Source organism: Gellertiella sp. DMC107 (assembly GCF_056313605.1).
In genome coordinates, this window is sequence record NZ_JBQUZZ010000003.1 from 584,854 (window position 1) to 601,322 (window position 16,469).

General features: G+C 60.8%; 20 protein-coding genes. 15 read left to right on the forward strand and 5 right to left on the reverse strand.

All coding sequences use genetic code 11. From position 1 onward, the window contains the following. The first annotated feature begins 63 nt into the window (after positions 1–63). Positions 64–1,311: a cytochrome P450 gene (locus tag ACT54B_RS13535; RefSeq protein ID WP_476045511.1), complete on the forward strand. Its 1,248-nt coding sequence runs from the start codon at positions 64–66 to the stop codon at positions 1,309–1,311. Positions 1,312–1,506: 195 nt separating this feature from the next. Here the strand turns inward: ACT54B_RS13535 and ACT54B_RS13540 are convergent, their stop codons facing one another. Together ACT54B_RS13540 and ACT54B_RS13545 are read right to left on the reverse strand one after the other, a co-directional pair. After that, positions 1,507–1,851 (reverse strand): cupin domain-containing protein, encoded by a 345-nt coding sequence (locus ACT54B_RS13540; RefSeq protein ID WP_476045513.1) that lies wholly within the window; start codon positions 1,849–1,851, stop codon positions 1,507–1,509. A 53-nt stretch (positions 1,852–1,904) separates the two neighbouring features. Continuing rightward, on the reverse strand, positions 1,905–3,188 hold the full coding sequence (locus ACT54B_RS13545; RefSeq protein ID WP_476045514.1) for an O-acetylhomoserine aminocarboxypropyltransferase: 1,284 nt from the start codon (positions 3,186–3,188) through the stop codon (positions 1,905–1,907). 276 nt (positions 3,189–3,464) lie between these two features. On the opposite strand from ACT54B_RS13545, the gene ACT54B_RS13550 reads away from it, so the two are divergent. Continuing rightward, on the forward strand, positions 3,465–3,746 hold the full coding sequence (locus tag ACT54B_RS13550) for a DUF6455 family protein (RefSeq protein ID WP_476045516.1): 282 nt from the start codon (positions 3,465–3,467) through the stop codon (positions 3,744–3,746). Positions 3,747–3,750: 4 nt separating this feature from the next. Here the strand turns inward: ACT54B_RS13550 and ACT54B_RS13555 are convergent, their stop codons facing one another. After that, positions 3,751–4,179 carry a CoA-binding protein gene (locus tag ACT54B_RS13555; protein ID WP_476045517.1) on the reverse strand — a complete coding sequence of 143 codons (429 nt, stop codon included), beginning with the start codon at positions 4,177–4,179 and terminating at the stop codon, positions 3,751–3,753. A 178-nt stretch (positions 4,180–4,357) separates the two neighbouring features. Between ACT54B_RS13555 and ACT54B_RS13560 the strand changes: the two genes are divergently transcribed. Both ACT54B_RS13560 and ACT54B_RS13565 read left to right on the forward strand, forming a co-directional pair. Further along, a complete protein-coding gene (locus ACT54B_RS13560) occupies positions 4,358–4,666 on the forward strand; it encodes a hypothetical protein (RefSeq protein WP_476045519.1) in 309 nt (102 codons plus the stop codon). Between the two features lie 457 nt (positions 4,667–5,123). Then, the gene (locus ACT54B_RS13565; protein WP_476045521.1) at positions 5,124–5,960 is read left to right on the forward strand and encodes an EamA family transporter; all 837 of its coding nucleotides are present in this window, start codon (positions 5,124–5,126) and stop codon (positions 5,958–5,960) included. A gap of 13 nt (positions 5,961–5,973) precedes the next feature. On the opposite strand, the gene ACT54B_RS13570 is transcribed toward ACT54B_RS13565, so the two are convergent. Beyond that, positions 5,974–6,801 (reverse strand): enoyl-CoA hydratase, encoded by an 828-nt coding sequence (locus ACT54B_RS13570; RefSeq protein ID WP_476045523.1) that lies wholly within the window; start codon positions 6,799–6,801, stop codon positions 5,974–5,976. Positions 6,802–6,904: 103 nt separating this feature from the next. Here ACT54B_RS13570 and ACT54B_RS13575 point away from each other — a divergent pair, with 103 nt between their 5' ends. The 9 genes from ACT54B_RS13575 to ACT54B_RS13615 all read left to right on the forward strand — a co-directional run bounded on the left by ACT54B_RS13575 (position 6,905) and on the right by ACT54B_RS13615 (position 13,647). After that, positions 6,905–7,330 (forward strand): PaaI family thioesterase, encoded by a 426-nt coding sequence (locus tag ACT54B_RS13575; protein ID WP_476045525.1) that lies wholly within the window; start codon positions 6,905–6,907, stop codon positions 7,328–7,330. A 200-nt stretch (positions 7,331–7,530) separates the two neighbouring features. Continuing rightward, on the forward strand, positions 7,531–7,995 hold the full coding sequence (rplM, locus tag ACT54B_RS13580) for a 50S ribosomal protein L13 (protein ID WP_476045526.1): 465 nt from the start codon (positions 7,531–7,533) through the stop codon (positions 7,993–7,995). A 2-nt stretch (positions 7,996–7,997) separates the two neighbouring features. After that, a complete protein-coding gene (gene rpsI / locus ACT54B_RS13585) occupies positions 7,998–8,462 on the forward strand; it encodes a 30S ribosomal protein S9 (protein WP_476045527.1) in 465 nt (154 codons plus the stop codon). A 186-nt stretch (positions 8,463–8,648) separates the two neighbouring features. After that, positions 8,649–9,401, forward strand: coding sequence for an SDR family NAD(P)-dependent oxidoreductase (locus ACT54B_RS13590; RefSeq protein WP_476045528.1), 753 nt, complete (start codon positions 8,649–8,651; stop codon positions 9,399–9,401). Positions 9,402–9,558: 157 nt separating this feature from the next. Beyond that, the gene (locus ACT54B_RS13595; protein WP_476045529.1) at positions 9,559–10,353 is read left to right on the forward strand and encodes a glycosyltransferase family 25 protein; all 795 of its coding nucleotides are present in this window, start codon (positions 9,559–9,561) and stop codon (positions 10,351–10,353) included. A 53-nt stretch (positions 10,354–10,406) separates the two neighbouring features. Continuing rightward, on the forward strand, positions 10,407–10,760 hold the full coding sequence (locus ACT54B_RS13600; RefSeq protein ID WP_476045530.1) for an antibiotic biosynthesis monooxygenase family protein: 354 nt from the start codon (positions 10,407–10,409) through the stop codon (positions 10,758–10,760). 2 nt (positions 10,761–10,762) lie between these two features. Further along, entirely contained in the window at positions 10,763–11,716 is a 954-nt protein-coding gene (gene speB, locus ACT54B_RS13605) for an agmatinase (protein ID WP_476045531.1), read from the forward strand. A gap of 71 nt (positions 11,717–11,787) precedes the next feature. Continuing rightward, on the forward strand, positions 11,788–12,720 hold the full coding sequence (argC, locus tag ACT54B_RS13610) for an N-acetyl-gamma-glutamyl-phosphate reductase (RefSeq protein ID WP_476045532.1): 933 nt from the start codon (positions 11,788–11,790) through the stop codon (positions 12,718–12,720). A 99-nt stretch (positions 12,721–12,819) separates the two neighbouring features. Continuing rightward, positions 12,820–13,647: a DODA-type extradiol aromatic ring-opening family dioxygenase gene (locus tag ACT54B_RS13615; protein WP_476045533.1), complete on the forward strand. Its 828-nt coding sequence runs from the start codon at positions 12,820–12,822 to the stop codon at positions 13,645–13,647. 63 nt (positions 13,648–13,710) lie between these two features. Here ACT54B_RS13615 and ACT54B_RS13620 read toward each other — a convergent pair whose 3' ends face one another. Then, positions 13,711–14,808 carry a COX15/CtaA family protein gene (locus tag ACT54B_RS13620; RefSeq protein WP_476045535.1) on the reverse strand — a complete coding sequence of 366 codons (1,098 nt, stop codon included), beginning with the start codon at positions 14,806–14,808 and terminating at the stop codon, positions 13,711–13,713. A gap of 134 nt (positions 14,809–14,942) precedes the next feature. On the opposite strand from ACT54B_RS13620, the gene ACT54B_RS13625 reads away from it, so the two are divergent. Both ACT54B_RS13625 and ACT54B_RS13630 read left to right on the forward strand, forming a co-directional pair. Next, complete coding sequence (locus ACT54B_RS13625) at positions 14,943–15,155, forward strand: DUF2842 domain-containing protein (protein ID WP_476045537.1); 213 nt, start codon at positions 14,943–14,945, stop codon at positions 15,153–15,155. Positions 15,156–15,242: 87 nt separating this feature from the next. Next, the gene (locus ACT54B_RS13630) at positions 15,243–16,460 is read left to right on the forward strand and encodes a GNAT family N-acetyltransferase (protein WP_476045539.1); all 1,218 of its coding nucleotides are present in this window, start codon (positions 15,243–15,245) and stop codon (positions 16,458–16,460) included. Positions 16,461–16,469: the final 9 nt, after the last annotated feature.

Genomic DNA, 16,469 nt, shown 5'->3' on the forward strand with positions numbered 1-16,469 from the left:
GCTGCGCCAGGGGATGGCACAGGATCTCTTTTCCGGCGCCCCAAACTCCGCTAGGAGTCGGCTATGACACAGCCTTCCTATCTCCGCATCGATCCCGCCGCCCGCACCGTGTCGCTCGATTCTGCCGATCCGGCCTTTTTCCGTGATCCGAACCGGGCGTATGCAACCTTGCATGCCCAATGCCCCACCTTCTACTGGACGGAGCAAAAACGCTGGTTTTTCACCGGGTACGACCTGGTGAACAGCCTTCTGAGAGACCGCCGTTTCGGTCGGCAGATCCTGCACATCGCCTCACGCGAGGAATTGGGGATGCCGGAGCCCCTTGCCCATACGCGCCACTTCGATCTCGCGGAATCGAAGTCTCTGCTCGAGCTGGAGCCACCGGAACACACACGCCTCCGCACCATGGTGAACCGCGCCTTCGTGTCTCGCCACGTGGAGCGCCTGAAGCCGGAGATCGAAACGCTCGCCAACCGGTTGATCGACGATTTCGCATCGAAGGGCGATGTGGAGCTGCTGTCCGCCTTTGCGGACATCATCCCCGTCACGATCATTGCCCGCATGATCGGCATTCCCGAAGAAATGGGCCCGCAATTGCTGGCCTGGTCTCACGATTATGTGAAGATGTACATGTTCGGTCGTACCCATGAGGACGAGCTGGCGGCTGACCGGGCCTCGAAAGAATTCGCAGACTATGTCCGGACCGTCATTGCCGAACGGCGCGCCAATCCGCGCGACGATCTGCTGACACACATGATCACCACCGAGCACAAGGGGCAGCACCTCACCGAAGAGGAGCTGATTTCGACCACGATCGTGCTGCTCAACGCGGGTCACGAGGCAACGGTGCACCAGATCGGCAACTCGGTGCGGGTCATTCTGGAAAGCGGTTGCGATCCCGCGAGCCTTTTCGTCGACGAGAAGACGACGGAACGGACGGTGGAAGAATGTCTGCGCATCTGCGCTCCGGTTCACATCTTCCAGCGCTTCGCACTCGAGGACACGGAGGTGGACGGCGTTTCGCTCAAGCGTGGAGACGTCATCAGCCTCATTTTGGCGGCGGCAAATCTCGATCCATGCAAGTTCGAGGAGCCCCTCACCTTCCGCCCGGATCGCGCGGAAGCGCCCAATCTTTCCTTCGGCGCCGGCATTCACTTCTGTATCGGCGCGCCGCTTGCCCGGCTTGAGCTCAACGTGGTTCTGCCGCTGCTGTTCAAGCGCCTGCCCGGAATTCGGATCGCCCGGCCTCCGGTCGTGAAGGATGTCTATCACTTCCATGGACTGGAAGCTCTCCATCTCGCGTGGAACTGACCGGGCGGTCGCTCTTTTTTGTCGTGCTCCAAATCGCGCTATGCTGAGCGCGTCGAAGAGAGACGCCGCCAGCGCCGGACCAGCGGCGCAATCCGGGCGATCGGGCGTCCCGGATTGCAGCAGGGAAGCACCCGGAGTTCGCAGCTCCTGACGGGCTCCCTGCTAGGCGCGGCTTGCAAATTTCAGGCCCACCCCTCAGGTGCGGATGACATAGTCCTTGAGAGTCGTTTCAATCACTTCCCAGGTTCCTTTGAAGCCGGGTCTCAGGATCAGGCGATCGCCCGCCTTGAGCACGATTGCCTCGCCGCCGTCCTCCGTCACGATCGAATGGCCGGAAAGAATGTGGAAATATTCCCACTCGTCATAGCTGATCCGCCACTTGCCCGGCGTCGATTGCCATAGCCCGGCATAGAGCCCGCCGGGGGCCTCCTCAAGGTTCCAGGTCGTGAATTCCGGGCTGCCTGAAATCAGGCGTTCGGGGGCCGGAGCCCCCTTTTCCGGAGGTACGCCTTCTGGCGCAAATTTGAGAAAATGGCTCATCTTGCCTCGCTGTCTCGATTCGGGAGCGGCCAGGCCGCTCCCCCTCGAAGACCTTATACCGATGCCAGAGCCTGTTCGAGATCACCGATGATGTCGGAGACATCCTCGATACCGACCGAAAGGCGCACCACATCCGGGCCAGCGCCAGCGGCAACCTGCTGCGTCTCGGTGAGCTGGCGATGGGTGGTCGATGCCGGATGGATGACCAGCGAACGGGTGTCGCCAATATTGGCAAGGTGGGAGAAGAGCTTGAGGTTCTGCACGAGGTTCTTGCCGGCTTCATAGCCGCCCTTCACGCCAAACGTGAAAACCGCACCGGCACCCTTCGGAGAATACTTCTTCTGCAGGCCGTTGTTCGGGTCGTCGTCAAGGCCGGCATAGGAGACCCAGGCTACCTTGTCATGGCTTTTCAGCCACTTGGCTACAGCCAGTGCATTGTCGCAATGACGCTGCATGCGCAGCGGCAGCGTTTCGATGCCGGTCAGGATCAGGAAGGCATTGAAGGGCGAGATTGCCGGGCCGAAGTCGCGCAGTCCGAGCACGCGGCAGGCGATGGCGAAAGCAAAATTGCCGAAGGTGGAATGCAGCACCATGCCGGCATATTCCGGCCGGGGCGCAGAGAGCATCGGGAACTTGTCGGTCTTGGACCAGTCGAAGGTGCCGCCGTCGACGATGACGCCGCCCATGGAATTGCCATGACCACCCATGAACTTGGTCAGCGAATGCACGACGATGTCGGCACCATGCTCCAGCGGGCGGATGAGATAGGGGCTCGCCATGGTATTGTCGACGATCAGCGGCAAGCCGTGCTTCTTGGCAACGGCTGCAACGGCTGCGATGTCCACGAAGGTGCCGCCCGGATTGGCCAGGCTTTCGATGAAGATCGCGCGGGTGCGGTCGTCGATTTGTGCTTCGAAGGAGGCCGGATCAGCGGGATCCGCCCAGCGAACCTGCCAGCCGAAGGACTTGAAGGCATTGCCGAACTGATTGATGGAGCCGCCATAGAGGCGTTTGGCAGCGACGAAATTGTCGCCCGGCTGCATGAGGGTGTGGAAGACGATCAGCTGGGCAGCATGGCCGGACGAAACGGCAAGAGCCGCAGTGCCGCCTTCCAGCGCGGCCACGCGTTCTTCCAGGACAGCCTGGGTCGGGTTCATGATGCGGGTGTAGATGTTGCCAAACTGCTGCAAGCCGAAGAGGGCCGCGGCATGGTCCGCATCGTTGAAGACGAAGGCCGTGGTCTGATAGATCGGCGTGGCGCGGGCGCCCGTCGTCGGATCGGGCTGGGCACCGGCATGGACGGCGAGCGTATTGAAACCGGGATTGTTGCTGGACATCGAGAAACCTCCTCTTGATTGTTGGTGGGGATCATAGACCAACATCATTGCGGTTGCGAAGCGCGCCGATGGGCTTCCGTGCGAAAAAACAATGCCTTGGCGCGAATGTCCGACAGCGCGGAATGGAAGCAGCCTTTCCTTCCCGGCGGCGCGCGTTTCCTTTCGTGATTCCGGACAATTGGCGAAAGAATATCCCGCTCATACACGTTTGATCGGGATCAAGGCACGCCGGCCCTGAAAAGACAATCCTGCCGGAAACGCCAACAGGAGTGAGCCATGCTTGCCAGTGACGCCCTTCCCTCGGAGCGACCCGCATCCGAACTCAGCCGCGAGATGCCCGACATGATGCTGTCTCTCGGCATCGAGCCTGCCCTGCTCCGGCTGGACCATCCAGCGCTTTACACCGGCATGGAAAGCGTGTGCGCCGGCTGCGCTTCGAAAGATCAATGCCGGCACGATCTGTCGCGTGAAACGGCCGCAGACCATTTCACGGAGTATTGCGGCAACGCAGCGACGTTGAGCCTGCTGGCCAGCCGTCCGGAACTGGCGCGGGACTGAGGCCTCAGAGGCCGAGCCTAGGAATTTCGATAGCGGGGCAACGATCCATCACGACGGTCAGGCCGCCCTTGCGCGCCGTTTCCGCTGCAGCGGCATGCACGACCTCCAGCTGACCCCAAATGACCTTGGGGCGACTGGAAAGCGCAAGCGCTTCCTCGACCACCTCCGGGAGCGCATCCGCTGCCCGGAACACGTCGACCATATCGACCGGATGCGGAACATCCGCCAGGCGTGCAACGACCGTCTGACCATGGATCGTCTTGCCGGCCTGACCGGGATTGACAGGAACCACGTCATAGCCACGGGAGAGCAAAAAGCGCAGGACGCGATTGCTGGGCCGCTCGGGATTGGGCGAAGCGCCAACGAGCGCTATGGTCTTTACCGAGGTCAGGATGTGGCGGATATCGTCGTCGGACAATCCATCGGCACTCATGCGTTTTCTCCCATCTGGCAACACATTTGCGTGAAATACACTTTTCAAATGTGATTTCCGCCCATTTTGCGTCTCATGGATGAAAAGAGCAATCGATATCGGGGGTGACTAACATCCCCCGGTACACAGGAACGGAATCGACGAGATGAGAACAGTCTTTCGAATTGGGATCTTGAGCATGCTCCTTCTGGGCGCTTCCGCCCAGGCCTATGCCGAGCCGCGCTATAATCCGCGCAAGATGAGCTGCGAGGCGGTGCAGGACACGATCCGTGCGCATGGCGCCGTGACGTTGCGATACACGTCGACCCGCGTCAAGAACCTCCCACTTTACAACCGCTATGTGCGAAATTCCTCGTTCTGCGACATGACCGAGGTGGCGGTATCTGCCAGCGTTCCGACGCTGGACCGGGACCGGTGCCCCGTGAAGGTTTGCGAGCATCGCGAGATTGAGCGCCATCGCATCATGCCCTGGTTGCTGAACGATTGACATTTCGGGACAGGGTCCCCCTTGCATCCGGTTGCATTCATTCTGGGACGCAACCGGAAAGCTCCGGCTCGATGTTCTTGGAGTGGTCCATTTCCGTTCCATGTGCAGTCGCAGTTTGTATTAATAGAATTAGTATTATTTAATTTAACGATCCCTTACTTGAGAACATTTCGAGTTCCAGAAAGTATCTCAAAACAGGCCACCTGACCCATTCTTGCATTTATTTAATACAACAATTTCAGTTATTTACGATATTTTTCACTTTCGCTACCGGAGACAGGTCAATTTTATGAAATGTCCTCCCACCCGGCATCAACCGTTGCTAGATTTTTTCTTCTCAGGAAATTTCGGTTTGCAGGCTGACGCTTCCCCGCTACCAAGATCAGGTTGATACTGGAATCACCTGCCTTGCGGCGGTTCGCGCTGCGTCTGCCGCTTTCCTCGAAAGAGCCGTCTCATGCCTGTGGATGTCATAGCGCTGGTCCTGCTGGGTGCGCTTTTGCATGCGTGCTGGAATGCCATAGTCAAAGCCGGATCGGACAAGCAGCTGGGCGCGGCCATGGTTTCTGCCGGCGGCGCGCTGACCGCCCTGCCCTTCCTGCCTTTTCTACCGCTGCCTCTGGCGGAGGCCTGGCCCTACATCGGCGCTTCGGCCATCCTCCAGTTCACCTATTACCAGCTGGTTGCGGGTGCCTATCGGGCCGGAGATATCGGGCTTGTCTATCCTTTGATGCGGGGCGTAGCGCCGCTGCTGGTCGCCCTGACCAGTAGCCTGGTGATCGGCGAGCATCTGAGTGGAGGCGCCACGCTCGGCGTTGCCACCATCTCTGCCGGTATCCTCACCATGGCCCTCGAAGCGCGCAAGGGAAGCGGCAAGGCCATCGTGCTGGCGCTCATGAATGCGGCCGTTATCGCGACCTACACATTTGTGGACGGCGTTGGGGCGCGAAAGGCAGGCAATGCGATCTCCTACACGCTGTGGATGGCGCTGCTGCCGCCGGTATTGCTGTTCGCCTGGGCCATCTACAACAGGGGCGTGGCGCCGGTCGTTTCCTATGTGCGACGGGAGTGGTGGCGCGGATGGTTCGGAGGCGCCGGATCGATCGCCTCCTACGGTCTCGCACTCTGGGCCATGACCAAGGCGCCGGTCGCCTCGGTCGCGGCATTGCGGGAGACGGCCATCCTGTTCGCTCTGGTCATCTCGGTCGTGATCCTCAAGGAAAAAGCCAGCCCATGGCGCTACCTCGCCGGCGCCATCATCGCGATCGGCGGGCTGATCCTGAAAATGGGCTAAGTGCGGCCGGGGATCACTCCCCGGTCCAGACGGCGTGGCGCTTGTCCAGGAAAGCGCCGATCCCCTCCTCCGCATCACGGGCCATCATGTTTTCGACCATGACGCGGATGGTGTAATCATAGGCTTCGTCCGTCGGCAGATCCGCCTGGGCATAGAAGGCTTCCTTGCCGATCTTCAACGTCAGCGGCGACTTTGCCGCGATGACCGAGGCGTATTTGTTGACCACTTGCGTGAGGTATTGCTTCGGAACGATGCGGTTGACGATCCCGAAGTCCTTTGCGGTCGAGGCATCGACCGTCTCTCCGGTCAGCAGCATTTCCATCGCCTGCTTGCGGTGCGCCGCGCGGGTCAGGGCGACCATGGGCGTGGAGCAGAAGAGACCGATGTTCACACCCGGCGTGCAGAAGGTGGACGTGTCCGTACAGATTGCCAGATCGCAGCTGGCCACCAACTGGCAACCGGCAGCCGTTGCCAGCCCATCCACCTCGGCGATCACGGGCTTCGGCAGACGCTGGATCTTCAGCATCAGATCGGCGCACAGCCGCATGGTCTGCTCGAAAAACGCCCTGCCCTTGTCGGCATCGACCCGGCGGGCCGTCATTTCCTTGAGGTCGTGACCCGCAGAGAAGAGCTTGCCATGGGCGGCGATGATCAGCACCCGCACGTCCCGGTTCTCCGCAGCGGCGTCCAGCGTCTCGTGCAAACGCCGGAGCAAGGCCAGTGACAGCACATTGGCGGGCGGATTGTGGAGGGTCAGCCTCAGAACGCCCCCCTCCAGCGACACGGCCAAGGGTGTTTCCGGCGGCGCCCCATCCCTCGAGAGCGAAACGATATCGGCCATGGCTTCTCCTTTCGATGGGCTTGCTTCGCCTCAATCCTTGCCACACAACGGGGTGACGCCGCCAGCCGCTTGCAAGGCCGGCTTCCGATTTCAGGGGAAAAACATGCAGCCGGTCATGAACATTGCGGACATCGAAGCCTTCCTGGATACGGACTTCCCCCAGATCCACACGGATGGACGGGTGTTTGCGGTGACCGCCGTGCGGCCCGGCGAAATCGACATGGCGCTCGACCCGGCGGACAGACATCTGCGGCCGGGCGGAACCGTTTCCGGCCCCGCAATGTTCACGCTTGCGGATGTCGCCTGCTATGTCGCGATCCTTGCCCATATCGGGCCGGTGGCCCTGGCGGTCACCACCAATCTCAACATCAATTTCCTGCGCAAACCGGAGCCAGCCCGCATAACCTGCCGCGCGCGGTTGCTGAAACTCGGAAAGCGCCTCGCCGTGGTGGAGGCCTGCCTGTTCCAGAACGATCCGGAGGAGCCCGTCTGCCACGCCGTGGCCACCTATTCCATCCCTCCGCGCTGAATTTGTTGTGGTAACATTTTACCACACATCTAAGCCTTTGTTTTTTGTCATCAATTTTTCCTGCCGCTGAATTTCGTCTGCTTGACCCGCGGATCGAGCCGCCGTATAAGCCGCCACGGTGTTCGTTCACCGCCAAGCAACAAGAAACGCCCCATTCGTCCCCGGACGAATTCGGGGATCTCAAGAGAGAGTTCAAACTCATGTCTACCTTCGTTCAGAAGCCCGCCGAGGTGGAGAAGAAGTGGATCCTCATCGATGCCGAAGGCCTCGTTGTCGGTCGCCTCGCCACCCTGATCGCCATGCGCCTGCGCGGCAAGCACAAGGCCACCTACACCCCTCACGTTGACGATGGTGACAATGTCATCGTGATCAACGCCGAGAAGGTCGCCTTCACCGGCAACAAGTATGCCGACAAGAAGTACTACTGGCACACCGGCTACCCGGGTGGCATCAAGGAGCGTACGGCTCGCCAGATCATCGAAGGCCGCTTCCCGGAGCGCGTCATCGAGAAGGCCGTCGAACGCATGATTCCGCGCGGCCCGCTCGGCCGTCGTCAGATGAAGAACCTGCGCGTATACGCCGGCTCGAACCATCCGCATGAAGCACAGCAGCCCGTCGCTCTCGACGTCGCCAAGCTGAACAGCAAGAACACAAGGAGCGCCTGATCATGGCCGATCTTTCTTCCCTGAAGGACCTTGCCCCGGCACAGGACGCAGCTCCGTCGCACGTTCGCAAGGTTGACTCGCTCGGCCGCTCCTACGCGACCGGCAAGCGCAAGAACGCCGTAGCCCGCGTCTGGGTCAAGCCGGGTTCCGGCAAGATCACCGTCAACGGCAAGGAATTCAACGCTTACTTCGCCCGTCCGGTTCTGCAGATGATCCTGCGCCAGCCGATCGTCGCTGCTGCCCGTGACGGCCAGTTCGACATCGTTGCAACGGTTGCAGGCGGCGGTCTCTCCGGCCAGGCCGGTGCGGTTCGTCATGGCATCTCCAAGGCGCTGACCTACTTCGAACCGGGCCTGCGCTCGGTGCTGAAGAAGGGTGGCTTCCTGACCCGCGACAGCCGCGTGGTCGAGCGCAAGAAGTACGGCAAGGCCAAGGCCCGCCGGTCCTTCCAGTTCTCCAAGCGTTAATCGCTGGCCCTGCCTTCGATTTCGGAACGGCCGCCTTCGGGCGGCCGTTTTCGTTCTGGCCTTCCGTTCATGACACCGGCATGAAAACAGGGGCCGCTTGACCTAGCGCAAGGTGCCGACCTCCATGAACACGCAGTTTGCCCGTGCCTGAGCGGCAACAACGCAACGGACAGCGGAGGTTTGAACATGCGCATGCAGGGACAGGTCATTCTCGTGACAGGCGGAGCCAGCGGCATCGGCCTTGCCACGGTCAAACGCGCTCTGGAAGAAGGGGCAAGCGTCGTCATGGCGGATCTCGCCAGTTCCGAAGGCGCTGCGCGTGCCGCGCATCTGGATTCGCTTCACCCCGGGAAATGCCGCTTCATCGCCGTCGACGTCTCCTCGACCGCGGATGTTGATGCCATGATCGGCACGGCTCTTCAGCATTTCGGCCGGCTGGACGGTGTCTTCAACAATGCCGGCATCGGCGGCATGAGCCCCGCCATCGACTACACGGACGAGGACTTTCTCCGCATCATCGACATCAACCTGAACGGCGTGTTCCGGGTGGCCAGGGCAGCGCTCAAGGTCATGTATGGGCAAGGTCGCGGCAGCATCGTCAACTGCGCCTCCATCCTCGGCGTCTTCGGCCAGTCGATGACCGCCGCTTATTCGGCAGCCAAGGGCGGTGTGGTCAACCTCACCCGAACCCTTTCCCTGGAGGCTGCACCCCATGGCGTTCGCGTGAATGCCATCGGCCCGGGCTACATCGATACGCCGCTCCTGTCCGCAGTCGATGAGGAGACCATGAAGGCGCTGATCGCCCTCCACCCCCTCGGTCGGCTCGGTCGGCCAGACGAGGTTGCCCATGCGGCCCTTTTCCTCATGAGCGACGAGGCAAGCTTCATTACCGGTACCAACCTGATGGTCGATGGCGGCTTTACGGCAGGGAAATCGTGACACCCGCCTGTGGGGCATAGCCGCGTGCGTCGCCGGCCCACGCCCATGATCGGACGCATACTAGTTGTGGAGTATATCGATTTATGAGGGATGGACTCCTGCCGCCATCGCCCCTCACCGTTAAGGTGGGCGGCAGTGCCATTCGAGGATGAAGCCGATGCCGAGCCACAAGGACGTTCTCGTCCTGCTGATCAATCTGGATGACTGCAGGGATCGGCTGGAAAGCTCGACGGCTTTTCTGAATCGGGAGGGGCTGGAGTTCACCCGGCTTTCTGCGGTGGACGGACGGAAGCGGACGCCCCATTCCTTTGCCGAATATGACGAGGCGCGCACCCACCAGCGCATGGCCCGATCAATGTCCGCCGGAGAAATTGCCTGTTTTCTCAGTCACCGGCTCGCCTTGCAGACCTTCCTCGACAGTGACAGCCGCTATCTGCTGCTGTTCGAGGACGATCTGCTGTTGCCGGAAGGCTTTGCCGGGTTCCTTCAGGCAAGCGTGGAATTTCTAAGCAGCTATGCCGGCCATTGGGATGTGGTCAATCTCAGTCGGGGTGTAAAGCGGGTCTGGACGGAGATCGCGCCGATCCGCTCGGCCATGGGCACATATATGCTCAGCGCCTCCCATTATTTTCCAATGACAGCGACGGGAATGCTGTGGTCCAGGGACGGGGCGGAAGCATTCCTCTCGAAGGCGCTTCCCGTCCACGCCCCGATCGACTTCTACATTCGCGATCTCTGCCATGCCCGAAGCAGTGGTCTTGCTTTCGACCGGGCACCGGTGCTGGTAACCACTGCTCCAAGTGTCACCGACGATGCAGGGCGCCGGAAGGAATTGCACCGGGCCCTCGATCCGCTCCGATATTTCATCTACCGACAGCGTCAGGCCTGGAGCGAATATCGAGCAGCCTTTGGGAATCGCGCGCTTTTTCGGGCCGCGAGAGGCGGAATTTGAATTCAAATCGCCGTGGGAATCTGCTTGCATGGCGGCTTCGAGGAGATCCCGCCATGTCCGACCCTGTCGATACAACTTTCGCCACGCTTCCGGAACCGCCCTACTACATCGTTGCTTTTTCCTCCACCCGCCGCGATGGCGATCACGGATATGGGGCCATGGCGCAACGGATGGTGGAGCTCGCCGCCGAACAGCCGGGCTATCTGGGCGTGGAATCGACCCGTGGTGCTGATGGCTTTGGCATCACCAATTCCTACTGGCGCGACCTCGAGAGCATCCGGGCGTGGAAGGCCGTCGCAGACCATCTGGTCGCCCAGCGACTGGGGCGTGAACGCTGGTATTCCCATTTCGAAATGCGCATCGGCAAGATCGAGCGCGCCTATTCCTTCGACCTCAGCGAGACCTGACCATGGCATCCAAATCCATAGACAATGCTTTCACCGCCAAGGCGACCCGCGGCGCGGCGACCGATCCCACCTATGCGGGCGCCTTGTCCTTCATGCGGCGGAAGTATTCCAAACAACTGAAGGATGTGGATGCCGTGGTTCTCGGCATTCCCTTCGATGCGGCGGTCTCCAACCGTCCGGGCGCCCGGTTCGGACCGCAGGCCATCCGTCGTGCCTCCGCCATCTTCGACAACGATCCGCAATATCCCTTTGCGCGCGATCTGTTCGAGGCTATGGCGGTGATCGATTATGGTGACGTGCTGCTCGACTATGGCAACCATCAGAAGACGCCGGGGCAGATCGAAAAGGAAGCAGCGAAGATCATCGCGTCCGGTGCCTATCTGCTCTCCCTCGGCGGGGATCACTTCGTGACATGGCCCTTGCTGAAGGCGCATGCGGCCAAACATGGTCCGCTGGCCCTGGTTCATTTCGATGCGCATCAGGATACGTGGGATGACGACGGAAAGCGGATCGACCACGGCTCCTTCGTCTGCCGCGCTGTCCGGGAGGGCGTGATCGATCCCGCCCGGTCGATTCAAATCGGCATCCGCACCGAAGCGCCGGAGGATTTCGGCATTCGCATCATCCCCGGCTATGCGGTCGAGGACATGAACGCGCAGGCGATCGCCGATGCGATCCTGGCCCATGTGGGCGACCGAGCCTGTTATCTCACCTTCGACATCGACTGCCTGGATCCGGCTTTCGCGCCGGGAACCGGAACGCCTGTTGCCGGGGGACCTTCGTCGGCGCGGATGCTGTCCGTGCTGCGCAAGCTCGGTGCGCTCGATATCCGGGGCTCGGACATCGTGGAGGTGGCGCCGGCCTATGATCATGCGGATATCACCGCCATTGCGGGCGCGACAGTCGCCATGTATATGCTCGGGCTGAGGGCTGAACGCCTGGCGAAGGCCCGCTAACAAATTGATTCAGGCAGCGGATAAAGTGAGTCCGCTGCCCCTCCCAACCTCCTGAAAAGATGGATAAAGACATGAGCGCGAAAATCTTCATCGATGGCGAACACGGCACGACGGGGCTGCAGATCCGCACCCGCATGGCCGGCCGCCGCGATGTAACGCTCCTGTCCATTCCGGAAGCAGAGCGCCGCAACGCGGCCATGCGCGAGGACCTGCTCAACAGCGCCGATATCGCCATCCTCTGCCTGCCTGACGATGCCTCCAAGGAGGCCGTGACCATGCTGGCCGGCAATGAGACAGTGCGGATCATCGATACGTCCACGGCCTTCCGGACCCATCCGGACTGGGCCTATGGCTTTGCGGAAATGGACCGCGGACAGGCAGAAAAAATTCGCGATGCTCGCCATGTCGCCAATCCCGGCTGCTACCCCACGGGCGCCATCGGCCTTATCCGTCCGCTTGTCGAGGCCGGCCTGCTGCCCGCCGCCTATCCCGTCAGCGTGAATGCGGTCTCCGGCTATACGGGCGGCGGCAAGCAGTTGATCGCCCAGATGGAACAGGCAGATCACCCCGAGCACATCGATGCGCCGCACTTCCTCTATGGCCTCACCCTGCAGCACAAGCATGTGCCGGAAATGCAGTTGCACGGAAAGCTCTCCCGTGCACCGCTCTTCTCGCCCTCGGTCGGGAAATTCCCGCAAGGAATGATCGTGCAGGTGCCGCTGTTCCTTGCCGATCTGGAAAAGGGCGCAACGCTGCAGACGATCCATGCGGCACTATCCGCCCATTATGCGGGTCAGGACATCGTCTCCGTCATGCCGCTCGCCGATAGTGCAAAGTTGCCGCGCGTGAATGCGGTGGATCTTGCCGGCCAGGACAGCATGAAACTGTTCGTCTTCGGAACGCCGGGAGGTCAGCATGCCAATCTCGTCGCCCTGCTCGACAATCTCGGCAAGGGTGCCTCCGGGGCAGCGGTTCAGAACATGGACCTCATGCTTTCCGCCTGACTGTTGAGCATAGATGAACGATCTGTCGCAAGATAACCATCTCGATTGAACAATCGAGATGGTCTATACCTGCCGCATCCGAGATGCGAGAGGTATGTCATGACCGGAGCGAAGCTGCCCGTCTACTTCATTCCCCACGGTGGCGGCCCGTGGCCTTTCATGGATTTCCCAAAGGATGTCGCAGGCAAAGGGCCCTGGGACGATCTGGGCGCATTCCTGCGCGGCCTTTCGACCGATATCGGACGCAAACCGAAGGCAGTCCTGGTGGTTTCCGGCCATTGGGAAAAGGAACCGAAAGTGGCCGTCAGCACGGCGGCAGCGCCCGGAATGCTGTTCGATTACTATAATTTTCCGCCCCATACCTACGAACTTCGGTACCCCGCGCCGGGCGCCCCCGACGTGGCGGAACAGGTCAGGAGGGTCCTTGCAGACGCGGGGATTGAAACCCGCGCCGATGCGGAGCGGGGATATGATCATGGCGTTTTCATCCCCTTCATGCTGATTTATCCGGAAGCGGACGTGCCCCTTGTCATGATGTCGCTGGATAACGACCTCTCGGCGGCGACCCATCTGAAACTTGGGGCGGCGCTGGAACGGCTGCGGAACGACGATATCCTGATTGTCGGCTCCGGCATGAGCTATCACAACATGCGGAAATTCCGCTCCGACGAGCCCACCCATGTGGAAGAGGCCAGGCGCTTCGATCAATGGTTGACCCAGGCCGTGGAGGCCCGCGACAGCGCGGAACGAAATGCCACGCTTGCCCGCTGGGAAGACAATCCGGATGCGCGGGCCTGCCATGTGCCGGATCACGATCATCTGGTTCCGCTTTTCGTCGCGGCCGGCGCGGCGGGGCTGGATCGAGGCCGGAAGATCTTCGAGACAGACTTTCTCGGCAAACCCTACTCCGCCTATCGTTTTGGCTGATCTTCAAGAAAAAAGGCGGCTCGGGGCCGCCTTCTTACCGCGTGATCGAAGAGTGCGGAGATTTCAGCTGCGCTCGACAATCGCGGTTTGCAGGGGATAGGCACCCTTGAAACCCCGCCAATGCGCGACGGCAAAACCCAGGATGACGATCGCTCCCGCCTGATGGGTCAGCGCCGCATGAATCTGCACCTGCGACAGCAGCGTTGCAATGCCGAGGCAGGCCTGCAGGAAGACGAGGCCGAAGAGAACCACCGAGCGCCGCGCATGGGCGGAGCCCGGCAACTCCCGGCGGGTCTGGAAGAGGTGGTAAAGCGTCAGCCCGAACAGAACATAGGCGCCCAGACGATGGACGAACTGAACGGTCTTCGGGTTTTCAAACAGGTTGATCCACCAGGGTTGCTGGATGAACAGATCGCCGGGCACGATCGCCCCATCCATGAGAGGCCAGGTATTGTAGGAAAAACCGGCATCGAGGCCTGCCACAAGAGCGCCCAGATAGATCTGGAACAGGGCAAAAATCGCGATGACCATGGCCATCCGGACCGAGCCCGAATAACGGGCGGGCGATTCCTCATGCGGTGTGACCGCCCGCATGACCCACATGGTCGACGCAAAGATGATGCAGGCCATCGTCAGATGCACGGCGAGACGGTACTGGCTGACATCCGTACGGTCGGCAAGCCCGGACGATACCATCCACCAGCCGATGAAACCCTGGAACCCGCCAAGAGCGAGGATACCGACAAGGGGTAGCTTGAGACGATTTTCGATCCGTCCCGTCGCCCAGAAGAAGGCGAGCGGGAGCGCGAAGATCAACCCGATGGAGCGGGCGATCAATCGGTGCGCCCATTCCCACCAGAAAATCCGCTTGAACTCCTCGACCGTCATGCCCGCATTGATCTGGGAATATTCCGGAATTCGCTTGTAAAGATCGAATTCCTCCTGCCACTCCGCTGCATTCAGCGGCGGGATCACCCCATGGACGGGCTTCCACTCCGTGATGGAAAGTCCGGAATCCGTCAGGCGCGTTGCCCCGCCCACCAGCACAAGCGCGAAAAGCGCCACGAGTACGCATCCAAGCCAGATGCGGATCGCGCGGCGATCCCTCTCCTGCTTTTCGATCCCTTTCAATACAAGGCTTTCAAAGGCCGCTGTCGCCATGATCTCGCATTCTCCTTCAGATGCGGCATGATGTGCATCACAAGCTGGCATAAAACAAGTCTGGACGGTTTGCGGCACGCGGTCGCGGCCTTTATAGAAAGGCGAACCGGAACACCGCACCGTGGAGCAAGAGAATGCCCCTGCGCCTCAAGAAACTGATCGGGACCATCGCCATCGTCCTGCTCGTCATCGTCTATGCGCTTATTGCCACCAGCGTGGCCTCCGCCTATCTGGGCCAATCCTCAGGTTGGGTGCATCTCGCCTATTTCGCCCTGTCAGGCTTGCTGTGGATTTTGCCGGCAATGCTGATCATCAAATGGATGGCGGGTCCGCCGGCGCAATCGTGAATGCGCGTGTATTCAACAACCATTAAGCGGATGTGTGCAATGTGTAATCTTCATCGCATCCATCACTCTGACGTTTAGGGATTGTCCTTGAGTTCCAGCCGCATGACCGTGCAGGCCCTCGATACGGGTCTGCCCTCCCCGCCTGCAAAGGGTGCGGCTATCGAGATCATCGTGCATGAAAGCCTGGATGCCGTCATGCCGGCCCTGCGGCAGATGGAGGCGGACGATCATGTCTCCCTGCATGATGGCGCGGGCTGGTGCAGGGCATGGCTTGCGACCAATCCTTCGAAGGCACTGTTTCTGGAAGGCCGCATCGACGGCCACCCCGCCTTCGTTCTGCCGCTCACCCTGCGCAACCGTCGTGGCACGTGGATTGCGCGATTTGTCGGGTCCGATTACAGCAACATCAATACCGGCGTGTTCGACCGCGGGGTGGACCTCGATCCGCACGCGCTGCGCAGGGCGCTGGCAAAGGCCTTGAAGGGGCGCGCCGATCTGCTCAGTCTCGAGCGGATGGCGCTGCAGTGGAGGGAGCGAACGTCGCCGCTTGCCTTTCTCCCGCTCACGGAAAACCAGAACCGGGCTTTTCAGGTTCCGCTTCACTCCTCTTTCGAGGATACACTCAAGCAGGTGAATGCGAAACGGCGACGCAAGAAGTTCCGCCTTCAGCAGCGCCGCCTCGAAGAAGCGGGCGGCTATGAGATCGTGGAACCGCAAACCTCTGCCGAACGGCATGCCTTGCTCGACGAGTTCTTCCGGCAGAAAGCGGAACGTTTCCGCAGCCAGGGTTTGCCGGACGCCTTCGCATCTCCCTCGATCAAGGCCTTTTTCCATACGCTTCTGGATGCGCCTGCGGAATCGAAGGACTATCTGTTGCGCCTCTACGGCTTGCGCCTTGTGGCCGGCGACAAGCCGTTTCTCGCCATCACCGGCACGTCACGGAAGGGCGACCACATCATCTGCCAGTTTGGTTCCATACGGGAAGATCTGCTGCCGGAAGCCAGCCCGGGCGAGTTCCTGTTCTGGCATGTGATCGAAGCAGCCTGCAAGGACGGCGCGGCCATCTTCGATTTCGGGATCGGCGACCAAGCCTACAAGCGATCCTGGTGTACGGTCGAAACGATCCAGTATGATGTCCTGCTGCCGCTCAGCCTGCAGGGCCATCTGGCGGCGGGTTTTCACCGGCTGGTCACCCGCATCAAGGCCCGGATCAAGGCAAACCCGGCACTTTACAATGCGATCCAGAAGCGGCGAAGCGCTGCGACGCAAGGCGGCGACCCGCCGGACAGCGCCGATCAGGATTAAGAGCCTCCT